The sequence below is a fragment of the Escherichia sp. E2562 genome, from assembly GCF_005781075.1.
Classification (GTDB): domain Bacteria; phylum Pseudomonadota; class Gammaproteobacteria; order Enterobacterales; family Enterobacteriaceae; genus Escherichia.
In genome coordinates this window covers 307843-331914 of the sequence record NZ_VATM01000004.1, presented here as the reverse complement: position 1 = coordinate 331914, position 24072 = coordinate 307843, and the positions used below count along the sequence as shown (strand labels likewise).

General features: G+C 51.0%; 24 protein-coding genes, 7 tRNA genes and 1 other RNA gene. 23 read left to right on the top strand and 9 right to left on the bottom strand.

The window, feature by feature from the left end:
- Positions 1-574: 574 nt before the first annotated feature.
- From cydA to pnuC, 21 genes are all read left to right on the top strand, one after another.
- Positions 575-2143: a cytochrome ubiquinol oxidase subunit I gene (gene cydA / locus FEK43_RS08520; protein WP_010331061.1), complete on the top strand. Its 1569-nt coding sequence runs from the start codon at positions 575-577 to the stop codon at positions 2141-2143.
- 15 nt (positions 2144-2158) lie between these two features.
- A complete protein-coding gene (cydB, locus tag FEK43_RS08515) occupies positions 2159-3298 on the top strand; it encodes a cytochrome d ubiquinol oxidase subunit II (protein ID WP_000568264.1) in 1140 nt (379 codons plus the stop codon).
- Between the two features lie 14 nt (positions 3299-3312).
- Positions 3313-3426, top strand: a complete 114-nt coding sequence (gene cydX / locus FEK43_RS08510) for a cytochrome bd-I oxidase subunit CydX (protein ID WP_000270283.1) — start codon at positions 3313-3315, stop codon at positions 3424-3426.
- The gene (gene ybgE / locus FEK43_RS08505; RefSeq protein WP_063096546.1) at positions 3426-3719 is read left to right on the top strand and encodes a cyd operon protein YbgE; all 294 of its coding nucleotides are present in this window, start codon (positions 3426-3428) and stop codon (positions 3717-3719) included. Before cydX ends, ybgE begins: the two co-directional genes overlap by 1 nt.
- Positions 3720-3868: 149 nt before the next feature.
- Complete coding sequence (gene ybgC / locus FEK43_RS08500) at positions 3869-4273, top strand: tol-pal system-associated acyl-CoA thioesterase (RefSeq protein ID WP_001098372.1); 405 nt, start codon at positions 3869-3871, stop codon at positions 4271-4273.
- On the top strand, positions 4270-4962 hold the full coding sequence (tolQ, locus tag FEK43_RS08495) for a Tol-Pal system protein TolQ (RefSeq protein WP_000131310.1): 693 nt from the start codon (positions 4270-4272) through the stop codon (positions 4960-4962). Before ybgC ends, tolQ begins: the two co-directional genes overlap by 4 nt.
- A gap of 3 nt (positions 4963-4965) precedes the next feature.
- Positions 4966-5394, top strand: a complete 429-nt coding sequence (gene tolR / locus FEK43_RS08490; RefSeq protein WP_000090097.1) for a colicin uptake protein TolR — start codon at positions 4966-4968, stop codon at positions 5392-5394.
- A gap of 63 nt (positions 5395-5457) precedes the next feature.
- Positions 5458-6750 (top strand): cell envelope integrity protein TolA, encoded by a 1293-nt coding sequence (tolA, locus tag FEK43_RS08485; RefSeq protein WP_131161679.1) that lies wholly within the window; start codon positions 5458-5460, stop codon positions 6748-6750.
- A 132-nt stretch (positions 6751-6882) separates the two neighbouring features.
- The gene (gene tolB, locus FEK43_RS08480) at positions 6883-8175 is read left to right on the top strand and encodes a Tol-Pal system beta propeller repeat protein TolB (RefSeq protein WP_135406224.1); all 1293 of its coding nucleotides are present in this window, start codon (positions 6883-6885) and stop codon (positions 8173-8175) included.
- Between the two features lie 34 nt (positions 8176-8209).
- A complete protein-coding gene (gene pal, locus FEK43_RS08475) occupies positions 8210-8731 on the top strand; it encodes a peptidoglycan-associated lipoprotein Pal (protein ID WP_001295306.1) in 522 nt (173 codons plus the stop codon).
- Positions 8732-8740: 9 nt separating this feature from the next.
- Positions 8741-9529, top strand: coding sequence for a cell division protein CpoB (cpoB, locus tag FEK43_RS08470; RefSeq protein WP_135406225.1), 789 nt, complete (start codon positions 8741-8743; stop codon positions 9527-9529).
- Positions 9530-9693: 164 nt separating this feature from the next.
- Positions 9694-9769: transfer RNA gene (locus FEK43_RS08465), tRNA-Lys, on the top strand.
- Between the two features lie 126 nt (positions 9770-9895).
- Positions 9896-9971 (top strand) — tRNA-Val (locus FEK43_RS08460).
- A 2-nt stretch (positions 9972-9973) separates the two neighbouring features.
- Positions 9974-10049: transfer RNA gene (locus FEK43_RS08455), tRNA-Lys, on the top strand.
- A 149-nt stretch (positions 10050-10198) separates the two neighbouring features.
- Positions 10199-10274 (top strand) — tRNA-Val (locus FEK43_RS08450).
- A 3-nt stretch (positions 10275-10277) separates the two neighbouring features.
- Positions 10278-10353: transfer RNA gene (locus FEK43_RS08445), tRNA-Lys, on the top strand.
- Between the two features lie 146 nt (positions 10354-10499).
- A tRNA-Lys gene (locus FEK43_RS08440) sits at positions 10500-10575 on the top strand.
- A gap of 32 nt (positions 10576-10607) precedes the next feature.
- Positions 10608-10683: transfer RNA gene (locus tag FEK43_RS08435), tRNA-Lys, on the top strand.
- Between the two features lie 30 nt (positions 10684-10713).
- A non-coding RNA gene (locus tag FEK43_RS08430) (RtT sRNA) lies at positions 10714-10839 on the top strand.
- A gap of 278 nt (positions 10840-11117) precedes the next feature.
- Positions 11118-12161 (top strand): quinolinate synthase NadA, encoded by a 1044-nt coding sequence (nadA, locus tag FEK43_RS08425; RefSeq protein ID WP_131161680.1) that lies wholly within the window; start codon positions 11118-11120, stop codon positions 12159-12161.
- 37 nt (positions 12162-12198) lie between these two features.
- Positions 12199-12918: a nicotinamide riboside transporter PnuC gene (pnuC, locus tag FEK43_RS08420; protein WP_135406226.1), complete on the top strand. Its 720-nt coding sequence runs from the start codon at positions 12199-12201 to the stop codon at positions 12916-12918.
- On the opposite strand, the gene zitB is transcribed toward pnuC, so the two are convergent.
- Together zitB and FEK43_RS08410 are read right to left on the bottom strand one after the other, a co-directional pair.
- Positions 12915-13856 carry a CDF family zinc transporter ZitB gene (gene zitB, locus FEK43_RS08415; protein ID WP_130259796.1) on the bottom strand — a complete coding sequence of 314 codons (942 nt, stop codon included), beginning with the start codon at positions 13854-13856 and terminating at the stop codon, positions 12915-12917. The two genes, pnuC and zitB, sit on opposite strands and share 4 nt — an antisense overlap.
- Before the next feature lie 114 nt (positions 13857-13970).
- Complete coding sequence (locus tag FEK43_RS08410; protein ID WP_064530615.1) at positions 13971-14351, bottom strand: YbgS-like family protein; 381 nt, start codon at positions 14349-14351, stop codon at positions 13971-13973.
- 315 nt (positions 14352-14666) lie between these two features.
- Here FEK43_RS08410 and aroG point away from each other — a divergent pair, with 315 nt between their 5' ends.
- Positions 14667-15719: a 3-deoxy-7-phosphoheptulonate synthase AroG gene (gene aroG, locus FEK43_RS08405; protein WP_135406227.1), complete on the top strand. Its 1053-nt coding sequence runs from the start codon at positions 14667-14669 to the stop codon at positions 15717-15719.
- A gap of 162 nt (positions 15720-15881) precedes the next feature.
- On the opposite strand, the gene gpmA is transcribed toward aroG, so the two are convergent.
- The 7 genes from gpmA to modE all read right to left on the bottom strand — a co-directional run bounded on the left by gpmA (position 15882) and on the right by modE (position 23684).
- On the bottom strand, positions 15882-16634 hold the full coding sequence (gene gpmA / locus FEK43_RS08400; RefSeq protein WP_001295305.1) for a 2,3-diphosphoglycerate-dependent phosphoglycerate mutase: 753 nt from the start codon (positions 16632-16634) through the stop codon (positions 15882-15884).
- A gap of 202 nt (positions 16635-16836) precedes the next feature.
- On the bottom strand, positions 16837-17877 hold the full coding sequence (gene galM, locus FEK43_RS08395) for a galactose-1-epimerase (RefSeq protein ID WP_059321515.1): 1041 nt from the start codon (positions 17875-17877) through the stop codon (positions 16837-16839).
- The gene (gene galK / locus FEK43_RS08390) at positions 17871-19019 is read right to left on the bottom strand and encodes a galactokinase (RefSeq protein ID WP_131161683.1); all 1149 of its coding nucleotides are present in this window, start codon (positions 19017-19019) and stop codon (positions 17871-17873) included. Before galK ends, galM begins: the two co-directional genes overlap by 7 nt.
- A gap of 3 nt (positions 19020-19022) precedes the next feature.
- Positions 19023-20069 (bottom strand): galactose-1-phosphate uridylyltransferase, encoded by a 1047-nt coding sequence (gene galT, locus FEK43_RS08385; protein WP_135406228.1) that lies wholly within the window; start codon positions 20067-20069, stop codon positions 19023-19025.
- A 9-nt stretch (positions 20070-20078) separates the two neighbouring features.
- Complete coding sequence (galE, locus tag FEK43_RS08380) at positions 20079-21095, bottom strand: UDP-glucose 4-epimerase GalE (protein WP_001265443.1); 1017 nt, start codon at positions 21093-21095, stop codon at positions 20079-20081.
- A 260-nt stretch (positions 21096-21355) separates the two neighbouring features.
- Positions 21356-22828 (bottom strand): molybdate ABC transporter ATP-binding protein ModF, encoded by a 1473-nt coding sequence (gene modF, locus FEK43_RS08375; protein ID WP_130209926.1) that lies wholly within the window; start codon positions 22826-22828, stop codon positions 21356-21358.
- Positions 22829-22895: 67 nt separating this feature from the next.
- Complete coding sequence (modE, locus tag FEK43_RS08370) at positions 22896-23684, bottom strand: molybdenum-dependent transcriptional regulator (RefSeq protein ID WP_130209928.1); 789 nt, start codon at positions 23682-23684, stop codon at positions 22896-22898.
- A 128-nt stretch (positions 23685-23812) separates the two neighbouring features.
- Here modE and acrZ point away from each other — a divergent pair, with 128 nt between their 5' ends.
- A complete protein-coding gene (gene acrZ / locus FEK43_RS08365) occupies positions 23813-23962 on the top strand; it encodes a multidrug efflux pump accessory protein AcrZ (protein WP_000891515.1) in 150 nt (49 codons plus the stop codon).
- Positions 23963-24072: the final 110 nt, after the last annotated feature.

Below are 24072 nucleotides of genomic sequence, written 5' to 3'. Positions count from 1 at the left end.
ATTAACTTTGATAAAAATATGTTATGTAAAATGACAACAAATTGGCTAATCTAACCAATTAGTCTTATAAAAAGTGGGTAAGGCGGTTCTGTTAAATAAAATACTGGTTTTTTATCTATGCATTTCCATAGTGGTAATTTTACTGCGCTATTTGGTTACAATAAATTAACAATAAAATTACCAATGATCTATAGATTATACATGGTTAACATATCTGGTTGATTTTGATATAAATCAATTTTTAATTCTTGAAAAAAATCTGCAAAACGCGATAAATTGTCGTAGATCAAATTGGTGGGATGGTGACAATTTCACTATAAATTGATCACTGTCGAAAAATGCAAATTTGCTCAATAAAAACCTGTTTATTGTAAGGATTTTGCGGCGTAATATAATTACGGGATCAATTTGGTTTATTCATTAACATATTTGTAACTTTTTTATCATTGTCTTTCCTCTTTTGATGAAATGGCAACGATAGGGGCGAGCAAATAATTTTGTATTGGGGCATGCGTGTGACCCTTTCTAACGGGGTTCACTCTCGGAGTCTTCATGCGATGAGCAAGGAGTCATGATGTTAGATATAGTCGAACTGTCGCGCTTACAGTTTGCCTTGACCGCGATGTACCACTTCCTTTTTGTGCCGCTGACGCTCGGTATGGCGTTCCTGCTGGCCATTATGGAAACGGTCTACGTCCTTTCCGGCAAACAGATTTATAAAGATATGACCAAGTTCTGGGGCAAGTTGTTTGGTATCAACTTTGCTCTGGGTGTGGCAACCGGTCTGACCATGGAGTTCCAGTTCGGGACTAACTGGTCCTACTATTCCCACTATGTAGGGGATATCTTCGGTGCGCCGCTGGCAATCGAAGGTCTGATGGCCTTCTTCCTCGAATCCACCTTTGTAGGTCTGTTCTTCTTCGGTTGGGATCGTCTGGGTAAAGTTCAGCATATGTGTGTCACCTGGCTGGTGGCGCTCGGTTCAAACCTGTCCGCACTGTGGATTCTGGTTGCGAACGGCTGGATGCAAAACCCAATCGCGTCCGATTTCAATTTCGAAACCATGCGTATGGAGATGGTGAGCTTCTCCGAACTGGTGCTTAACCCGGTTGCTCAGGTGAAATTCGTTCACACTGTAGCCTCTGGTTATGTGACTGGCGCGATGTTCATCCTCGGTATCAGCGCATGGTATATGCTGAAAGGCCGTGACTTCGCCTTCGCTAAACGCTCCTTTGCTATCGCTGCAAGCTTCGGTATGGCTGCCGTTCTGTCTGTTATTGTTCTGGGTGATGAATCCGGTTACGAAATGGGCGACGTGCAGAAAACCAAACTGGCTGCAATTGAAGCCGAGTGGGAAACGCAACCTGCGCCTGCTGCCTTTACTCTGTTCGGTATTCCTGATCAGGATGAGCAGACGAACAAATTTGCGATTCAGATCCCTTACGCGCTGGGTATCATTGCAACGCGTTCCGTGGATACGCCAGTGATCGGCCTGAAAGAGCTGATGGTTCAGCATGAAGAACGCATCCGTAACGGGATGAAAGCGTACTCTCTGCTCGAACAACTGCGTTCTGGTTCTACCGACCAGGCGGTTCGTGACCAGTTCAATAGCATGAAGAAAGACCTCGGTTACGGTCTGCTGCTGAAACGCTATACGCCGAACGTGGCTGATGCGACTGAAGCTCAGATTCAACAAGCAACCAAAGACTCCATTCCGCGTGTAGCGCCGCTGTACTTCGCGTTCCGTATCATGGTGGCGTGTGGCTTCCTGCTGCTGGCAATCATTGCGCTCTCCTTCTGGAGTGTCATCCGCAACCGCATTGGCGAGAAAAAATGGCTGCTGCGCGCCGCGCTGTACGGTATTCCGCTGCCGTGGATTGCTGTAGAAGCGGGCTGGTTCGTGGCTGAATATGGCCGCCAACCGTGGGCTATCGGTGAAGTGCTGCCGACAGCTGTGGCGAACTCGTCACTGACCGCAGGCGATCTCATCTTCTCGATGGTGCTGATTTGCGGCCTGTATACCCTGTTCCTGGTGGCAGAATTGTTCTTAATGTTCAAGTTTGCACGCCTCGGCCCAAGCAGCCTGAAAACCGGTCGCTATCACTTTGAGCAGTCCTCCACGACTACTCAGCCGGCACGCTAAGACAGGAGTCGTCAAATGATCGATTATGAAGTATTGCGTTTTATCTGGTGGCTGCTGGTTGGCATTCTGCTGATTGGTTTTGCAGTCACTGACGGTTTCGACATGGGGGTGGGCATGCTCACCCGTTTCCTCGGTCGTAACGACACCGAGCGTCGAATTATGATTAACTCCATCGCACCACACTGGGACGGTAACCAGGTTTGGCTTATCACCGCAGGCGGCGCACTGTTTGCTGCCTGGCCGATGGTCTATGCCGCTGCGTTCTCCGGCTTCTATGTGGCGATGATCCTTGTGCTGGCGTCTCTGTTCTTCCGTCCGGTCGGTTTTGATTACCGCTCCAAGATTGAAGAAACCCGCTGGCGTAACATGTGGGACTGGGGCATCTTCATTGGTAGCTTCGTTCCACCGCTAGTGATTGGTGTGGCGTTCGGTAACCTGTTGCAGGGCGTACCGTTTAACGTTGATGAATATCTGCGTCTGTACTACACCGGTAACTTCTTCCAGCTGCTTAACCCATTCGGCCTGCTGGCAGGTGTGGTAAGCGTAGGGATGATCATTACCCAGGGCGCAACCTATCTGCAGATGCGTACCGTGGGCGAACTGCACCTGCGTACCCGTGCAACGGCACAGGTAGCGGCACTGGTGACGCTGGTCTGCTTCGCACTGGCGGGTGTATGGGTGATGTACGGTATCGATGGTTATGTCGTGAAATCGACAATGGACCATTACGCTGCCTCTAACCCGCTGAATAAAGAAGTGGTTCGTGAAGCTGGCGCATGGTTGGTGAACTTCAACAACACGCCGATTCTGTGGGCTATTCCGGCGCTGGGTGTGGTTCTGCCGCTGCTGACCATCCTGACTGCACGTATGGATAAAGCCGCGTGGGCGTTTGTGTTCTCCTCCCTGACGCTGGCCTGCATCATCCTGACTGCCGGTATTGCAATGTTCCCGTTTGTAATGCCGTCCAGCACCATGATGAATGCAAGTCTGACAATGTGGGATGCAACTTCCAGCCAGCTGACGCTTAACGTCATGACCTGGGTTGCGGTGGTTCTGGTTCCGATCATTCTGCTCTACACCGCCTGGTGTTACTGGAAAATGTTCGGACGTATCACCAAAGAAGATATTGAACGTAACACCCACTCTCTGTACTAAGTAAGGAGCTAAAAATGTGGTATTTCGCATGGATTCTGGGAACGCTTCTTGCCTGTTCGTTTGGGGTAATCACCGCGCTGGCGCTTGAGCACGTCGAATCAGGTAAAGCCGGTCAAGAAGACAGCTGATGAGTAAGGTTATCGCAACTTTGTATGCGGTAATGGACAAGCGCCCCCTGCGGGCGCTTTCCTTCGTGATGGCGCTTCTGTTAGCAGGATGTATGTTTTGGGACCCATCACGTTTTGCCGCGAAGACCAGTGAACTGGAAATCTGGCATGGTTTATTGCTGATGTGGGCCGTCTGTGCTGGCGTAATTCACGGCGTGGGTTTTCGTCCGCAGAAGGTTCTCTGGCAAGGGATTTTTTGCCCACTGCTTGCCGATATCGTTCTCATTGTCGGGCTGATTTTCTTCTTCTTTTAAATCAGAATTCTCTTTAAAAATTTATGGACCTTCAACAGTCCATAAATTTTTACGCTCCCTTAACTTGCCCTCATTCCCAAACCTCAATCGCGCGCGTATAGTAGCAGCGTTTAAAAGTTCTAATTTTTGTTGCATTACTGGGATGTAAAGTGAATACAACGCTGTTTCGATGGCCGGTTCGCGTCTACTATGAAGATACCGATGCCGGTGGTGTGGTGTACCACGCCAGTTACATCGCTTTTTATGAAAGAGCACGCACAGAGATGCTGCGTCATCATCACTTCAGTCAACAGGCTCTGATGGCTGAACGCGTTGCCTTCGTGGTGCGTAAGATGACGGTGGAATATTACGCGCCTGCGCGGCTCGACGATATGCTCGAAATACAGACTGAAATAACATCAATGCGTGGCACCTCTTTGGTTTTCACGCAACGTATTGTCAACGCTGAGAATACTCTGCTGAATGAAGCTGAGGTTCTGATTGTTTGCGTTGACCCACTCAAAATGAAGCCTCGTGCGCTTCCCAAGTCTATTGTCGCGGAGTTTAAGCAGTGACTGACATGAATATCCTTGATTTGTTCCTGAAGGCGAGCCTTCTGGTTAAACTTATCATGTTGATTTTGATTGGTTTTTCAATCGCATCCTGGGCCATTATTATCCAGCGGACCCGTATTCTTAACGCCGCGGCTCGCGAAGCCGAAGCGTTTGAGGATAAATTCTGGTCTGGAATCGAACTTTCTCGCCTCTATCAGGAGAGCCAGGGAAAACGAGATAATCTCTCGGGGTCGGAACAAATCTTTTACAGTGGGTTCAAAGAATTTGTGCGCCTGCATCGTGCTAACAGCCATGCACCGGAAGCCGTAGTGGAAGGCGCGTCGCGCGCGATGCGTATTTCCATGAACCGTGAGCTGGAAAATCTGGAAACGCACATTCCGTTTCTCGGTACGGTAGGTTCCATCAGCCCGTATATCGGTCTGTTCGGTACAGTCTGGGGGATCATGCACGCCTTTATCGCGCTCGGCGCGGTGAAACAGGCGACGCTGCAAATGGTTGCACCGGGTATCGCAGAAGCGTTGATCGCCACGGCTATCGGTCTGTTTGCCGCAATCCCTGCGGTTATGGCTTACAACCGTCTGAACCAGCGCGTCAACAAACTGGAGCTGAACTACGACAACTTTATGGAAGAGTTCACCGCCATTCTGCACCGCCAGGCGTTTACCGTTAGCGAGAGCAACAAGGGGTAAGCCATGGCCAGAGCGCGTGGACGAGGTCGTCGCGATCTCAAGTCCGAAATCAACATTGTACCGTTGCTGGACGTACTGCTGGTGCTGCTGCTGATCTTTATGGCGACAGCGCCCATCATCACCCAGAGCGTGGAGGTCGATCTGCCAGACGCTACTGAATCACAGGCGGTGAGCAGTAACGATAATCCGCCTGTGATTGTTGAAGTGTCTGGTATTGGTCAGTACACCGTGGTGGTTGAGAAAGATCGTCTGGAGCGTTTACCACCAGAGCAGGTGGTGGCGGAAGTTTCCAGCCGTTTCAAGGCCAACCCGAAAACGGTCTTTCTGATCGGTGGCGCAAAAGATGTGCCTTACGATGAAATAATTAAAGCGCTGAACTTGTTACACAGTGCGGGTGTGAAATCGGTTGGTTTAATGACGCAGCCTATTTAAGCATCTGCGTTTCCCTTGCTTTAAGAGAGCGGGTAACAGGCGAACAGTTTTTGGGAACCGAGAGTGTCAAAGGCAACCGAACAAAACGACAAGCTCAAACGGGCGATAATTATTTCAGCAGTGCTGCATGTCATCTTATTTGCAGCGCTGATCTGGAGTTCGTTCGATGAGAATATAGAAGCTTCAGCCGGAGGCGGCGGTGGTTCGTCCATCGATGCTGTAATGGTTGATTCAGGTGCGGTAGTTGAGCAGTACAAACGTATGCAAAGCCAGGAATCAAGCGCGAAGCGTTCTGAAGAGCAGCGCAAGATGAAGGAACAGCAGGCTGCTGAAGAACTGCGTGAGAAACAAGCGGCTGAACAGGAACGCCTGAAGCAGCTTGAGAAAGAACGGTTAGCTGCTCAGGAACAGAAGAAACAGGCTGAAGAAGCCGCTAAACAGGCCGAGTTAAAGCAGAAGCAAGCGGAAGAGGCAGCAGCGAAAGCGGCGGCAGATGCTAAAGCGAAGGCTGAAGCGGAAGCCAAAGCTGCCGAAGAAGCAGCGAAGAAAGCGGCTGCGGACGCGAAGAAAAAAGCAGAAGCAGAAGCCGCCAAAGCCGCAGCCGAAGCGCAGAAAAAAGCCGAGGCCGAAGCCGCCAAAGCTGCAGCGGCGCTGAAGAAGAAAGCGGAAGCGGCAGAAGCTGCTGCAGCTGAAGCAAGAAAGAAAGCGGCAACTGAAGCTGCTGAAAAAGCGAAGGCAGAAGCTGAGCAGAAAGCGGCTGCTGAAAAGGCGGCTGCAGATAAGAAAGCCGCCGCTGAAAAAGCTGCAGCCGACAAAAAAGCAGCAGAAAAAGCGGCTGCTGAAAAGGCAGCAGCTGATAAGAAAGCAGCGGCAGAAAAAGCCGCCGCAGACAAAAAAGCCGCAGCGGCGAAAGCAGCAGCAGAAAAAGCAGCAGCTGAAAAAGCGGCTGCAGCAAAAGCTGCCGCGGAGGCAGATGATATTTTCGGTGAGCTAAGCTCTGGTAAGAATGCACCGAAAACGGGGGGAGGGGCGAAAGGGAACAATGCTTCGCCTGCCGGGAGTGGTAATACTAAAAACAATGGCGCATCAGGCGCAGATATCAATAACTATGCCGGGCAGATTAAATCTGCTATCGAAAGTAAGTTCTATGATGCATCGTCCTATGCAGGTAAAACCTGTACGCTGCGCATAAAACTGGCACCGGATGGCATGTTACTGGATATCAAACCTGAAGGTGGCGATCCCGCTCTTTGTCAGGCTGCGTTGGCAGCAGCTAAACTTGCGAAGATCCCGAAACCACCAAGCCAGGCAGTATATGAAGTGTTCAAGAACGCACCATTGGACTTCAAACCGTAATCGCGATGTTGGTCGTCACGGCGGTCAACATCAGACATCGGTTGTCGCAGGGTTCTGGTAGTTTTGTGTATTTGAGTTTGTTAACATTCTGCTAAATTATCGTGGGCTATCTGTCCAGATAAGGGAGATATGATGAAGCAGGCATTACGAGTAGCATTTGGTTTTCTCATACTGTGGGCGTCAGTTCTGCATGCTGAAGTCCGCATTGTGATCGACAGTGGTGTAGATTCCGGTCGTCCTATTGGTGTCGTTCCATTCCAGTGGGCGGGTCCAGGTGCGGCACCTGAAGATATTGGCGGCATCGTTGCTGCTGACTTGCGTAACAGCGGTAAATTTAATCCGTTAGATCGCGCTCGTCTGCCTCAACAGCCAGGTAGCGCGCAGGAAGTTCAACCTGCTGCATGGTCTGCGCTGGGCATTGACGCTGTCGTTGTAGGTCAGGTCACTCCGAATCCGGACGGTTCTTACAATGTTGCTTATCAGCTGGTTGATACCGGCGGTGCACCGGGTACTGTGCTTGCTCAGAACTCATACAAAGTAAACAAACAATGGCTGCGTTACGCTGGCCATACCGCCAGTGATGAAGTGTTTGAAAAACTGACCGGCATTAAAGGTGCGTTCCGTACCCGTATTGCCTATGTTGTTCAGACCAATGGTGGCCAGTTCCCGTATGAGTTGCGCGTGTCTGACTATGATGGCTACAACCAGTTTGTGGTTCACCGTTCTCCGCAGCCGCTGATGTCTCCGGCGTGGTCACCGGACGGTTCTAAACTGGCATATGTTACCTTCGAAAGCGGTCGTTCTGCGCTGGTAATCCAGACGCTGACTAACGGTGCAGTGCGTCAGGTTGCTTCCTTCCCGCGTCACAACGGTGCGCCTGCATTCTCGCCGGACGGCAGCAAACTGGCTTTTGCTCTGTCGAAAACTGGTAGCCTGAATCTGTACGTAATGGATTTAGCCTCTGGTCAAATCCGTCAGGTAACAGATGGTCGCAGCAACAACACCGAACCGACCTGGTTCCCGGACAGTCAAAACCTGGCCTTCACCTCTGACCAGGCCGGTCGTCCGCAGGTTTATAAAGTGAATATCAACGGCGGTGCGCCGCAACGTATTACCTGGGAAGGTTCGCAGAACCAGGATGCGGATGTCAGCAGCGACGGTAAATTTATGGTAATGGTTAGCTCCAATGGTGGGCAGCAGCACATTGCCAAACAAGATCTGGTAACGGGAGGCGTACAAGTTCTGTCCTCAACGTTCCTGGATGAAACGCCAAGTCTGGCACCTAACGGCACTATGGTAATCTACAGCTCTTCTCAGGGGATGGGATCCGTGCTGAATTTGGTTTCTACAGATGGGCGTTTCAAAGCGCGTCTTCCGGCAACTGATGGACAGGTCAAATTTCCTGCCTGGTCGCCGTATCTGTGATAATAATTAATTGAATAGTAAAGGAATCATTGAAATGCAACTGAACAAAGTGCTGAAAGGGCTGATGATTGCTCTGCCTGTTATGGCAATTGCGGCATGTTCTTCCAACAAGAACGCCAGCAATGACGGCAGCGAAGGCATGCTGGGTGCCGGCACTGGCATGGATGCGAACGGCGGAAATGGCAACATGTCTTCCGAAGAGCAGGCTCGTCTGCAAATGCAACAGCTGCAGCAGAACAACATCGTTTACTTCGATCTGGACAAATACGATATCCGTTCTGACTTCGCTCAAATGCTGGATGCGCACGCAAACTTCCTGCGTAGCAACCCGTCTTACAAAGTCACCGTAGAAGGTCACGCGGACGAACGTGGTACTCCGGAATACAACATCTCCCTGGGTGAACGTCGTGCGAACGCCGTTAAGATGTACCTGCAGGGTAAAGGCGTTTCTGCAGACCAGATCTCCATCGTTTCTTACGGTAAAGAAAAACCTGCAGTACTGGGTCATGACGAAGCGGCATACTCCAAAAACCGTCGTGCGGTACTGGTTTACTAAGAGAATTGCATGAGCAGTAACTTCAGACATCAACTATTGAGTCTGTCGTTACTGGTTGGTATAGCGGCCCCCTGGGCCGCTTTTGCTCAGGCACCAATCAGTAGTGTCGGCTCAGGCTCGGTCGAAGACCGCGTCACTCAACTTGAGCGTATTTCAAATGCTCACAGCCAGCTTTTGACCCAACTCCAGCAGCAACTCTCTGATAATCAGTCCGATATTGATTCCCTGCGTGGTCAAATTCAGGAAAATCAGTATCAACTGAATCAGGTCGTGGAGCGGCAGAAGCAGATCTTGTTGCAGATCGATAGCCTTAGCAGCGGTAGTGCAGCGGCACAATCAGCCGGCGGCGATCAAAGCGGGGCGGCGGCAACGACGCCAACAGCTGATGCAGGTACTGCGAATGCTGGTGCGCCGGTGAAAAGCGGCGATGCAAACACTGATTACAATGCAGCTATTGCGCTGGTACAGGATAAATCCCGCCAGGATGACGCGATGGTGGCATTTCAGAATTTCATCAAAAATTATCCTGATTCAACTTACCTGCCCAACGCCAATTATTGGCTGGGTCAGTTAAACTACAACAAGGGTAAGAAAGATGATGCGGCGTACTATTTTGCTTCGGTAGTGAAAAACTATCCGAAGTCACCGAAGGCTGCAGATGCGATGTTTAAAGTTGGCGTCATCATGCAGGACAAAGGTGACACCGCGAAAGCAAAAGCCGTGTACCAGCAGGTTATCAGTAAATACCCTGGTACTGACGGTGCTAAACAGGCGCAAAAACGTCTGAACGCCATGTAATGCATAACACGCGACCAGAAGTCGCATTATTTCTGGTCGTGTCGTGCGATTCATAAGCAGTTGAGTGATCTACATCGAAATTTTTGTTGCGCTCAAGTCTGAAATCAGTAATATATGCCGCCGTTGCCACGGGATATCAAACAAACCGAAAGCAACGAAAAAGTGGGTCGTTAGCTCAGTTGGTAGAGCAGTTGACTTTTAATCAATTGGTCGCAGGTTCGAATCCTGCACGACCCACCAATCGCTAAGGTGGAAGCGGTAGTAAAACGTGAAGGATAACGTTGCGTCAGCAACGGCCCGAAGGGCGAGACGAAGTCGAGTCATCCTGCACGACCCACCACTTTAAGTAGTATCCAGCGTAGTATCGGGTGATTAGCTCAGCTGGGAGAGCACCTCCCTTACAAGGAGGGGGTCGGCGGTTCGATCCCGTCATCACCCACCACCGGGTCGTTAGCTCAGTTGGTAGAGCAGTTGACTTTTAATCAATTGGTCGCAGGTTCGAATCCTGCACGACCCACCAGTTTTAACATCGAAGACAGATGTTAAGCGTGTAGGATAACGTTGCGTCAGCAACGGCCCGTAGGGCGAGCGAAGCGAGTCATCCTGCACGACCCACCACTAATTGCGGTGGGTTTGGTGGAAGTAGTTTGTAGTATCCAGCGTAGTATCGGGTGATTAGCTCAGCTGGGAGAGCACCTCCCTTACAAGGAGGGGGTCGGCGGTTCGATCCCGTCATCACCCACCACTCGGGTCGTTAGCTCAGTTGGTAGAGCAGTTGACTTTTAATCAATTGGTCGCAGGTTCGAATCCTGCACGACCCACCAATTTTAACATCAAACTCAGATGTTAAGCGTGAAGGATAACGTTGCGCCAGCAACGGCCCGTAGGGCGAGCGAAGCGAGTCATCCTGCACGACCCACCAATCTTAAAGATTGGATTCGAGTATAAATCTTTCAGGTAACACCCATATGGGTCGTTAGCTCAGTTGGTAGAGCAGTTGACTTTTAATCAATTGGTCGCAGGTTCGAATCCTGCACGACCCACCATCCTGAATGATTAAGCAGCATAATCCCGCAAGGGGTCGTTAGCTCAGTTGGTAGAGCAGTTGACTTTTAATCAATTGGTCGCAGGTTCGAATCCTGCACGACCCACCAATGTAAAAAAGCGCCCTAAAGGCGCTTTTTTGCTATCTGCGATACTCAAAGATTCGAACCTGCAGCAGGTTCGAGTTGAGCGCAGCGAAACAACGGAGCCGCTTGCGGCGACGGCCCGAAGGGCGAGCGAAGCGAGTCATCCTGCACGACCCACCAATGTAAAAAGGCGCCCTAAAGGCGCTTTTTTGCTATTCAGGCATCCCTCAATTTCAGTTTGTAAACCTGATGACATAGTCAGAGCTTGCTGTGCAAGCAACTCTACGTCGGTGGAATTAGGCGTAAAATGACGCATCCTGCACATCAGGCGTAATACGTGTGACTTTTCCTCACCATTCGGCTATTTTGTTTAGCATATAAAACAATTGAGGCCGATTGCAGCGGGTTGAACGCTTCATGTCGGTATAAACGTTAAGCCTGTAAAACGAGATGGCCAAATGAGCGTGATGTTTGATCCTGAAACGGCGATATATCCTTTTCCACCGAAGCCAACGCCGTTAAGCATTGATGAAAAAGCGTATTATCGCAAGAAAATCAAACGGCTGCTGAAAGAACGCAATGCGGTGATGGTCGCCCACTACTATACCGATCCCGAAATTCAACAGCTGGCTGAAGAAACCGGTGGCTGTATTTCTGATTCTCTGGAAATGGCCCGCTTCGGTGCAAAGCATCCCGCTTCTACGCTGTTAGTCGCTGGGGTGAGATTTATGGGGGAAACCGCCAAAATTCTCAGCCCGGAAAAAACAATTCTGATGCCAACACTTCAGGCTGAATGTTCACTGGATCTCGGATGTCCGATTGAAGAATTCAACGCATTTTGCGATGCCCATCCCGATCGTACTGTCGTTGTCTACGCCAACACTTCTGCTGCGGTAAAAGCGCGTGCAGATTGGGTGGTAACTTCAAGCATTGCCGTCGAACTCATTGATCATCTGGATAGCTTGGGTGAAAAAATTATCTGGGCACCAGACAAACATCTGGGGCGTTACGTGCAAAAACAGACAGGCGCAGACATCTTATGCTGGCAAGGTGCCTGTATCGTTCATGACGAGTTTAAGACTCAGGCGTTAACCCGCTTACAAAAACAGTACCCTGATGCTGCCATACTGGTGCATCCGGAGTCACCACAAGCTATTGTCGATATGGCCGATGCTGTTGGTTCCACAAGTCAGTTGATTAACGCTGCAAAAACATTGCCGCATCAGCAACTGATTGTGGCGACTGACCGGGGTATTTTCTACAAAATGCAGCAGGCCGTGCCAGATAAAGAATTGCTGGAAGCGCCAACCGCAGGCGAGGGCGCTACCTGTCGAAGTTGCGCTCATTGTCCGTGGATGGCAATGAATGGCCTTCAGGCCATCGCAGAGGCGCTGGAACAGGGAGGAAGCAATCACGAGGTTCATGTTGACGAAAATCTGCGAGAGAGGGCGCTGGTGCCGCTCAACCGCATGCTGGATTTTGCGGCTACACTACGTGGATAACTGACAATAAGGCGTCACGCTACGCATTGGGGGAAAGATGGATTTTTTTAGCACACAGAGCATTCTGGTTCATATACCGATCGGTGCTGGCGGTTACGATCTCTCATGGATCGAAGCGGTGGGGACGATCGCTGGGTTACTGTGTATTGGCCTTGCCAGTCTGGAGAAGATCAGCAACTACTTTTTTGGCCTGATCAACGTTACCCTGTTTGGCATTATTTTCTTTCAGATTCAGCTGTATGCCAGCCTGCTGTTACAGGTGTTTTTCTTTGCTGCTAACATTTATGGCTGGTATGCCTGGTCGCGACAAACCAGTCAACATGAAGCTGAGTTAAAAATTCGCTGGTTGCCATTGCCGAAGGCGCTAAGCTGGTTGGCGGTTTGCGTTGTTTCGATTGGTCTGATGACGGTATTTATCAATCCGGTGTTTGCATTTTTGACCCGCGTGGCAGTCACGATTATGCAAGCATTGGGTTTGCAGGTAGTGATGCCAGAATTGCAACCGGACGCCTTCCCATTCTGGGACTCCTGCATGATGGTACTCTCCATCGTGGCAATGATCCTGATGACGCGTAAATACGTCGAAAACTGGTTATTGTGGGTCATCATTAACGTGATTAGCGTGGTGATTTTCGCCTTGCAGGGCGTCTATGCCATGTCGCTGGAGTATCTGATCCTGACCTTTATTGCCCTCAACGGCAGCCGGATGTGGATCAACAGCGCACGCGAAAGAGGTTCACGCGCGCTGTCCCATTAATGGTGATGATGTGAATGGCCAGACACCCCTTCATTCAGGTGGCAGTCTGGCCCATGACAAGGTTGATATTCCATCTGGATGGTGGCGTGCTCAATCTGATAGTGATCCATCAGATAGTGTTGGATCTGATCCAACAACGCGTCGTGATCGTGTGGCGGGATCACCTGCACATGCAGCGTCATCACTGGCTTTTCGCCCACCATCCACACATGTACATGGTGCACATTGCGGACTTCCGGGATTTCCCGGCACATGCGGCGTTTCATTTCAGCAATATCCAGCGAAACGGGCGCACCTTCAAGTAATTCATTCACGCTGTCTTTCAATAATCGCCACGCGCTGCGCAGAACCAGAAGCGACACGAGTATCGAGAGAATGGGGTCCGCAGGTGTCCAGCCGGTCCAGATAATTATCAACGCGGCGACGATAGCGCCAACGGAACCCAGCAGGTCCCCGAGCACATGCAGTGCCGCTGCTCGCACGTTGAGGTTTTTCTCTTCACTACCGTGATGAAGTAACCAGAAAGAAAGTATATTTGCCAGCAATCCCGCCACGGCAATCGCCATCATCATACCGCCTTCAACCGGACGCGGCGTGCGGAAACGTTCTATTGCCTCCCAGACAATCAAAATCGTAATCACCACCAGGGCGATGGCATTCACAAACGCCGCGAGCGTGGTCAATCTTAGCCAACCGAAAGTGTGGCGAATGGTGGGAGGACGACGTGAAAATTGCACTGCGAGTAGGGCGAAAAGCAGGGCGGCAGTATCGGTCAACATATGTCCGGCATCAGCCAGCAATGCCAGAGAACCGGAAAGAAAACCGCCAATGACTTCTACCAGCATAAATCCGGCAGTTACGCCGAAAGCATACAACAAGCGACGAGCATTATTATCTTCTGGTAGGTGTGGGGAAGTGTGTGAGTGTGAGTGCGCCATGACGAGTCATCCCTTAATTTATCTCACTTAACTTTATGACATCATACTTCTTTTAGAAGGGAAAAATTAAAAAGGAGAGCCTCCGCTCTCCCATTATCAGCCACATATCCTGGCTTACTGCGTAGTACCGTCGGTTTTGGTATCGACATCATTATTGATGCCATCACCGGTTTGTACCTTTTTATTGATGTCCGGGCAGCGACCATCTTTGCACATGGTGTTTTTGTGCTCTTCATCTTTGGTCATGCCGTCATTATTCATGGATGAACCATTCGGGTGCAGCATCGTCCCGCCCGAGTTGGTATTAACCCCGTTATTGTCGACGTTATTTGGTGCGACATTTTCACGAGCGTCCGGGGCAACCTGGCCCGCATCTGCCGCGGCGTTTGCCTGGCCGTTATTGGTTTGCGCTCCGCTATCGGCAGCCAGAGCAGCGCCGCTGGCAAGGCTTAGAGTGGCAGTCAAAAATAGTGTGGCCAGTTTTGTCATTTTCATAGGATGCTCCTGTTATGGGCGTTATGTCGGATAACCTCTTCCAACAGTGCATTTGCAGGTGAATATAAGGCAATGGTTGAAGATTTCAGCCAGAAGAAGAGATCCAGCAGAGAATCGTGAAAAAATTAATAAACAAAGAAGTTACAGTTAGAAATTGTAGGAGAGATCTCGTTTTTCGCGACAATCTGGCGTATTTCTTACCGATTCCAGGATTATTCCGTCCATAGTGTAAAACCCCGTTTACACATTCTGACGGAAGATATAGATTGGAAGGATTGCATTCACCAAGATAAGTATGGCAACACTGGAACAGACATGAATTATCAGAACGACGATTTACGCATCAAAGAAATCAAAGAGTTACTTCCTCCTGTCGCACTGCTGGAAAAATTCCCCGCTACTGAAAATGCCGCGAATACGGTTGCCCATGCCCGAAAAGCGATCCATAAGATCCTGAAAGGTAATGATGATCGCCTGTTAGTGGTGATTGGTCCGTGCTCAATTCATGATCCTGTCGCGGCTAAAGAGTATGCCACTCGCTTGCTGGCGCTGCGTGAAGAGCTAAAAGACGACCTGGAAATCGTAATGCGCGTTTATTTTGAAAAGCCGCGCACCACGGTGGGCTGGAAAGGGCTGATTAACGATCCGCATATGGACAACAGCTTCCAGATCAACGACGGTTTGCGAATTGCCCGTAAATTGCTGCTCGATATTAACGACAGCGGTCTGCCAGCGGCGGGCGAATTTCTCGACATGATCACCCCTCAGTATCTCGCTGACCTGATGAGCTGGGGCGCAATTGGGGCGCGAACAACCGAATCGCAGGTGCATCGCGAACTGGCGTCTGGTCTTTCTTGCCCGGTAGGTTTCAAAAATGGCACAGACGGTACGATTAAAGTGGCTATCGATGCCATTAATGCCGCCGGTGCGCCGCACTGCTTCCTTTCAGTGACCAAATGGGGTCATTCGGCGATTGTGAATACCAGCGGTAACGGCGATTGCCATATCATTCTGCGCGGCGGTAAAGAGCCTAATTACAGTGCAAAACACGTTGCTGAAGTGAAAGAAGGGCTGAACAAAGCAGGCCTGCCAGCACAGGTGATGATCGATTTCAGCCATGCTAACTCGTCCAAACAATTCAAAAAGCAGATGGATGTTTGTGCTGACGTTTGCCAGCAGATTGCCGGTGGCGAAAAGGCCATTATTGGTGTGATGGTGGAAAGTCATCTGGTGGAAGGCAATCAGAGTCTGGAAAGCGGGGAGCCGCTGGCTTATGGCAAGAGTATCACCGATGCCTGCATTGGCTGGGAAGATACCGATGCACTGTTACGCCAACTGGCGAACGCAGTGAAAGCACGTCGCGGGTAAGGTTTCATTGTTGGATGCGCCGCATGGATGGCGCATCCGATGAATAACCGTAGGTCTGATAATATGCGAGCGTCGCATCAGGCAGTGCTTCGTGGTTAGCGACGACAAACAAAAAAGCCGACTCGCTTGCAGTCGGCTTTCTCATTATTAAACAAATGACGTTTACTTCGCTTTACCCTGGTTAGCGACAGCAGCTGCTTTCGCCGCGATCTCGTCAGCATTACCCAGATAATAGCGTTTCAGCGGTTTGAAGTTCTCGTCGAACTCATACACCAGCGGCACGCCAGTCGGGATATTCAGCTCAAGAATCTCTTCTTCGCTCATGTTATCGAGATATTTCACCAGCGCACGCAACGAGTTACCATGAGCAGCGATGATTACGCGCTCACCGCTCTTCATACGCGGCAGAATGGTTTCATTCCAGTAAGGGATCACGCGGTCAATGGTCAGCGCCAGGCTTTCAGTCAGCGGCAGCTCTTTCTCGCTCAGTTTCGCGTAACGCGGATCGTGGCCCGGATAACGCTCATCATCTTTAGTCAGTTCCGGCGGAGTCACCGCAAAACCACGACGCCACTGTTTCACCTGCTCGTCGCCATACTTTTCAGCAGTTTCCGCTTTGTTCAGACCCTGCAACGCACCGTAGTGACGTTCGTTCAGTTTCCAGGATTTCTCAACGGGCAGCCATGCCTGATCCAGTTCGTCCAGCACGTTCCACAGGGTATGGATAGCGCGTTTCAGCACAGAGGTGTAAGCAAAGTCAAAGCTGTAACCTTCCTCTTTCAGCAGCTTACCTGCTGCTTTTGCTTCGCTTACGCCTTTCTCAGACAGATCCACGTCGTACCAACCGGTGAAACGGTTTTCTTTGTTCCACTGACTTTCGCCATGACGAACCAGAACCAGCTTAGTTACAGCCATATACTTACTCCTCAAATCATCTTTTAATGATAATAATTCTCATTATATTGCCGTGACGAAGCAACAGCAATGCTTACGCATAACCATAGCGAAAATAGTGTCGCAGTGTAAGGTTGTTGTGAATATTGAGTTGCAAATATGTCGGTATTTGCTGGTGATTTGAACAATACGAGGATAAAGCCCTCATGACGAGGGCTTAACATTACTCAGCAATAAACTGATATTCCGTCAGGCTGGAATACTCTTCGCCAGGACGCAAGAAGCAGTCCGGCTGCGGCCATTCAGGGTGGTTCGGGCTGTCCGGCAGAAACTCGCTTTCCAGCGCCAGCCCCTGCCAGTCGGCGTAAGGTTCAGTTCCTCTTGATGGCGTGCCGCCGAGGAAGTTGCCGGAGTAGAATTGCAGAGCCGGAGCGGTGGTGTAGACCTTCAGCTGCAATTTTTCATCTGCTGACCAGACATGCGCCGCCACTTTTTTGCCATCGCCTTTGGCCTGTAACAAGAACGCGTGATCGTAACCTTTCACTTTGCGCTGATCGTCGTCGGCAAGAAACTCACTGGCGATGATTTTGGCGCTGCGGAAATCAAAAGACGTTCCGGCGACAGATTTCAGGCCGTCGTGCGGAATGCCGCCTTCATCAACCGGCAGGTATTCGTCCGCCAGAATCTGCAACTTGTGATTGCGCACGTCAGACTGCTCGCCGTCAAGATTGAAATAGACGTGATTAGTCATATTCACCGGGCAAGGTTTATCAACTGTGGCGCGATAAGTAATAGAGATACGGTTATCGTCGGTCAGACGATATTGCACCGTTGCGCCGAGATTACCCGGAAAGCCCTGGTCGCCATCATCTGAACTCAGGGCAAACAGCACCTGACGATCGTTCTGGTTCACAATCTGCCAGCGGCGTTTGTCGAACCCTTCCGGGCCGCCGTGCAGTTGGTTGACGCCCTGACTTGGCAACAGCGTCACGGTTTCACCGTCAAAGGTATAACGACTATTGGCGATACGGTTGGCATAACGACCAATAGAGGCCCCAAGAAATGCGGCCTGATCCTGGTAGCATTCCGGGCTGGCGCAGCCAAGCAGAGCCTCGCGGACGCTGCCATCGGAAAGCGGAATACGGGCGGAAAGTAAAGTCGCACCCCAGTCCATCAGCGTGACTACCATCCCTGCGTTGTTACGCAAAGTTAACAGTCGGTACGGCTGACCATCGGGTGCCAGTGCGGGAGTTTCGTTCAGCACTGTCCTGCTCCTTGTGATGGTTTACACACGTAAAAAGTCTCTTTAATACCTGTTTTTGCTTCATATTGTTCAGCGACAGCTTGCTGTACGGCAGGCACCAGCTCTTCCGGAATAAGCGCGACGATACAGCCGCCAAATCCGCCGCCGGTCATGCGTACGCCACCTTTGTCGCCAATCACAGCTTTTACGATTTCGACCAGAGTGTCAATTTGCGGCACGGTGATTTCGAAATCATCGCGCATAGAGGCATGAGACTCTGCCATCAACTCGCCCATACGTTTCAGGTCGCCTTTCTCCAGCGCGCTGGCAGCTTCAACGGTACGCGCGTTTTCGGTCAGGATATGACGCACGCGTTTCGCGACGATCGGGTCCAGTTCATGCGCAACAGCGTTGAACTCTTCAATGGTGACATCGCGCAGGGCTGGCTGCTGGAAGAAACGCGCACCGGTTTCGCACTGTTCACGACGGGTGTTGTATTCGCTGCCAACCAGGGTACGTTTGAAGTTACTGTTGATGATGACCACAGCTACGCCTTTCGGCATGGAAACCGCTTTGGTCCCCAGCGAGCGGCAGTCGATCAGCAAGGCATGATCTTTCTTGCCGAGTGCGGAAATTAGCTGATCCATGATCCCGCAGTTACAGCCAACAAACTGGTTTTCTGCTTCCTGACCGTTAAGCGCGATTTGTGCGCCGTCCAGCGGCAGATGATAAAGCTGCTGCAATACGGTTCCGACCGCGACTTCGAGTGAGGCGGAAGAACTTAACCCGGCACCCTGCGGCACGTTGCCGCTGATCACCATGTCCACGCCGCCGAAGTTGTTGTTACGCAGTTGCAGATGTTTCACCACGCCACGAACGTAGTTCGCCCATTGATAGTTTCCATGCGCGACAATGGGCGCATCGAGGGAAAACTCGTCAGTCTGATTTTCATAATCGGCTGCCATTACGCGAACTTTACGGTCATCGCGTGGCGCACAGCTAATGACGGTTTGATAATCAATCGCGCAGGGCAGAACGAAACCGTCGTTGTAGTCGGTGTGTTCACCAATCAAATTCACGCGGCCAGGCGCCTGAATGGTGTGAGTGGCAGGGTAGCCAAATGCGTTGGCAAACAGAGATTGTGTTTTTTCTTTCAGACTCATTTCTTACACTCCGGATTCGCGAAAATGGATATCGCTGACTGCGCGCAAACGCTCTGCTGCCTGTTCTGCCGTCAGATCACGCTGGGTTTCTGCCAGCATTTCATAACCGACCATAAATTTACGTACGGTGGCGGAGCGCAGCAGAGGCGGATAAAAGTGCGCGTGCAGCTGCCAGTGTTGATTCTCTTCGCCATTAAACGGCGCACCGTGCCAGCCCATAGAGTAGGGGAAGGAGCACTGGAAGAGGTTGTCATAACGACTGGTCAGCTTTTTCAACGCCAGCGCAAGATCGCTGCTCTGGGCGTCGGTCAAATCGGTGATCCGCAAAACATGGGCTTTGGGCAGCAGTAGCGTTTCGAACGGCCAGGCAGCCCAGTAAGGCACTACGGCTAACCAGTGTTCGGTTTCGACAACGGTACGGCTACCGTCTGCCAGCTCGCGCTGGACATAATCCACCAGCATTGGCGATTTCTGCTCGGCAAAATATTCTTTTTGCAGGCGGTCTTCGCGCTCAGCTTCGTTAGGCAGGAAGCTATTTGCCCAAATCTGTCCGTGCGGATGCGGGTTAGAGCACCCCATCGCTGCACCTTTGTTTTCAAAGACCTGCACCCACGGATAGGTTTTTCCCAGCTCTGCGGTTTGCTCCTGCCAGGTTTTGACGATTTCCGTCAATGCCGCAACGCTGAGTTCTGGCAGTGTTTTACTGTGATCAGGTGAAAAGCAGATCACCCGGCTGGTACCGCGCGCGCTCTGGCAACGCATCAACGGATCGTTGCTTTCTGGCGCGTCTGGCGTGTCAGACATCAAGGCCGCAAAGTCATTGGTAAAAACGTAAGTCCCGGTGTAATCGGGGTTTTTATCGCCTGTCACCCGCACATTACCTGCGCAGAGAAAGCAATCTGGATCGTGCGCAGGTAACACCTGTTTGGCTGGCGTTTCCTGCGCCCCCTGCCAGGGGCGCTTAGCGCGGTGCGGTGAAACCAGAATCCATTGCCCGGTGAGCGGGTTGTAGCGGCGATGTGGATGATCAACGGGATTAAATTGCGTCATGGTCGTTCCTTAATCGGGATATCCCTGTGGATGGCGTGACTGCCAGTGCCAGGTGTCCTGCGCCATTTCATCGAGTGTGCGCGTTACGCGCCAGTTCAGTTCACGGTCGGCTTTGCTGGCGTCCGCCCAGTAGGCTGGAAGGTCGCCCTCGCGACGCGGTGCAAAATGATAGTTAACCGGTTTGCCGCAGGCTTTGCTGAAGGCATTAACCACGTCCAGCACGCTGCTGCCTACGCCTGCGCCGAGGTTGTAGATGTGTACGCCAGGCTTGTTCGCCAGTTTTTCCATCGCCACGACGTGACCGTCCGCCAGATCCATTACGTGGATGTAATCGCGTACGCCAGTACCGTCTTCGGTCGGATAATCGTTACCAAAAATAGCCAGCGAGTCGCGACGGCCTACAGCAACCTGGGCAATGTACGGCATCAGGTTATTCGGAATGCCTTGCGGATCTTCGCCCATATCGCCCGACGGATGCGCGCCAACCGGGTTGAAGTAGCGCAGCAGGGCAATGCTCCAGTCCGGCTGGGCTTTTTGCAGGTCGGTGAGGATCTGTTCCACCATAAGTTTGCTTTTGCCGTAAGGGCTTTGCGGTGTGCCGGTCGGGAAGCTTTCAACGTATGGAATTTTGGGCTGATCGCCATAGACGGTGGCGGAGGAGCTGAAGATAAAGTTTTTGACGTTAGCGGCGCGCATGGCGCTAATCAGACGCAGAGTACCGTTGACGTTGTTGTCGTAATATTCCAGCGGTTTTTGTACCGATTCGCCAACGGCTTTCAGCCCGGCGAAGTGGATCACGGTGTCGATAGCGTGATCGTGCAGGATCTCGGTCATCAACGCTTCGTTACGGATATCGCCTTCAACAAACGTTGGATGTTTGCCGCCTAAACGCTCGATAACAGGCAGTACGCTGCGCTTACTGTTACAGAGGTTATCAAGAATGATGACATCATGACCGTTTTGCAGTAATTGCACACAGGTATGACTTCCAATGTAACCGCTACCACCGGTAACCAAAACTCTCATAATTCGCTCCATTAGGCTTATGGTATGAAATAACCATAGCATAACAAAGATGCGAAAAGTGTGACATGGAATAAATTAGTGGAATCGTTTACACAAGAATTTAGCCGTTTTTTATGCGCGATTAAGTGATTATAAAACAGAGGGTTTATGAATGATTGCGCTTTTTATCTGAAAAAAAGATGCGGTTTTATGCCTGATGCGTCGAACCGTGGGCCGGATAAAGCGTTTACGCCGCATCCGGCACAGTCAGCATTACCGACTCAATTTATTTTTGTCAGCGCATAACGATAGAGGTCACCGTCTGGCACGAACTCCAGACGATGGGTAATACAGGCAGGCGCATCTTCCGCATGGTGCGAAACAAACAATAATTGCGTTTCACCTTCGCTAATTAGCACGTCAACAAAACGGCGGATAAGCTGGCGATTGAGCGGATCCAGCCCCTGTAGTGGTTCATCGAGAATAAGCAAAGTCGGATGTTTCACCAGTGCGCGGACGATCAGCGCCAGGCGTTGTTGCCCCCAGGAAAGACTATGGAAAGGGGCGTCAGCCGTGCGTTTATCAATGCCGAGAATATCCAGCCACTGCTGCACCAGCTTTTGCTGGCGATCCGAAACGGCCTGATAAATGCCAATCGAATCAAAATAGCCAGAAAGGATCACATTACGCACGGTAGTGCTGACCCGGTAATCCAGATGCAAACTACTGCTGACGTAACCGATATGCTTTTTAATATCCCAGATGGTTTCGCCGCTGCCGCGACGTCGGCCGAAAAGCGTCAAATCGTTGCTGTAACCTTGCGGATGATCGCCAGTAATCAGGCTTAATAATGTCGATTTTCCCGCGCCATTTGGCCCGATAATTTGCCAGTGTTCGCCAGGATTCACCTGCCAGCTAAGGTTATTAAGAATGGGGCGATCGTTATAAGAAACCACGCCGTTGTTCAGCACAATGCGCGGTTCGTTGGCGGGTAAGGCGTGACGTGCTGAAGGTTCATCCGGCTCCGGCAGTTGCACACCTTCAAGCTGTTCGCTATGCGCCAGTTGCGCGACGAGTGCTTGCTGGAGCAGTTCCTCTTTAGCGCCAGTTTCCGCTAACGTGCAATCCGCCAGCACACCAGCAAACTGGACAAATTCCGGGATCTCATCGAAGCGATTGAGCACCAGTACCAGAGTAATACCGGACTGATGTAACGAGGCGAGTAATTCTGCCAGCTGCTGACGTGAGGCAACGTCAAGACCATCGAACGGTTCATCAAGAATCAATAAGTCAGGCTTCGACATCAGCGCCTGACAGAGCAGGGTTTTACGCGTCTCGCCAGTGGAAAGATATTTAAAACGTCGGTCGAGCAGGGCGGTAATGCCGAACTGCTGCGCCAGTTGCGCACAACGCGGTGCATCCTTAACTTCATCCTGAATGATCTCAGCCGTGGTGCGCCCGGTGTCATCTTCGCCAGGGCCGAGCATATCGGTGTTATTCCGCTGCCATTCGTCACTGACGAGCTTTTGCAATTGCTCGAAGGAGAGACGAGTGATGTGGGAAAACTGGCTTTGCCGTTCACCTTTCAAAAGCGGAAGTTCACCGGCCAGCGCGCGGGCCAGCGCCGACTTCCCGCTGCCATTAGAACCGACAAACGCCCAACTATCGCCCGCGTTTAACGTTAGCTGAGGCAATTGCAGCGTTTTTGTGTCGCTAAGACGAAACGTGCCTTGCAAAATTTGCAACGATGACATTTTATATCCCATTTTGTGCAGCGATTACTGACAGGGATACGTGTTTCATAACAAATTGTCAACACGCTTAGCACAGCGTGGCGATAATCACGCTGTCGGCATTAAAGTAGGCCGTGACATTCTGTCCTTGCTGAAGAGAAGTCGCTTCATTTACCGGCACCGTGGCGCACAAGGTTTGCCCGTCGGGTAGCGCCATTAATACTTCGCACTGTTCTGCGCCGCGCTCTATATGGCGAATAATGCCCGGCAATTGGTTGTCGGCACTCTGGGCTACGGTGTCATCTTGGGTAATGTTCACCCACGGCGCTTTCAGCAGAATCAACACTTCTTTGCCTTCATCCAGCCCCAGACGCGCGCCACTTTGCGCGGTAATCGCGACTTTTAAGCGTGTTTTGCCGTCGGCCAGTAAGACATCAACATGCTGTTGAACGTCATCATGATCGCGGGCGGTGATGGTACCGAACCACTGGTTACGGGCGCTGGTTTGCAGTGAAAAACGTGAGATCGCGGCCAGCAGACTGTTCAGCGGCAGGGCGTCATCGTCACTTAACACATCAAAGGCTTTTTGCTGGATCTGGGCGAGAAGATCGTAAAGCTGAATCAGTCGTTGACCATAGCGGGTCAGCACAGCACCGCCACCGCCTTTTCCGCCCGTAGCTCGTTCAACCAGCGTATGCTCACTTAACTGATTCATTTCGTTAATGGCATCCCAGGCGCTTTTATAGCTGATACCGGCATCTTTCGCCCCCTGGCTGATGGAACCGGAAAGCGCGATGTGTTTTAGTAGCGAAATGCGGCGTGGGTCGGCAAAGAGCTTTTGTTGCAGCTTAAGAGTGAGAAGGATTTCGGCCTGCATAACAATGTCCTGGCAAAAGTCTTATTGTGACGGAAAATGAGCGCCACGCAAAGCTGACCGCACAAAAGGGGAGTGCTTTTCTGTGCTTAACGGTTAGAATAGTCACAGGACTACATCTGGAGTTGACCATGTTAGAGTTATTAAAAAGTCTGGTATTCGCCGTAATCATGGTACCTGTCGTGATGGCCATCATCCTGGGTCTGATTTACGGTCTTGGTGAAGTATTCAACATCTTTTCTGGTGTTGGTAAAAAAGACCAGCCCGGACAAAATCATTGATTCCATGAATGCCCGCTGAGTCGGGCATTTTCTTTTTCTCAACTTCCTGCTTTTCCTGCCGATATTTTTTCTATCTACCTCTCAAAGGTTAACAATAACTGCTGGGAAAA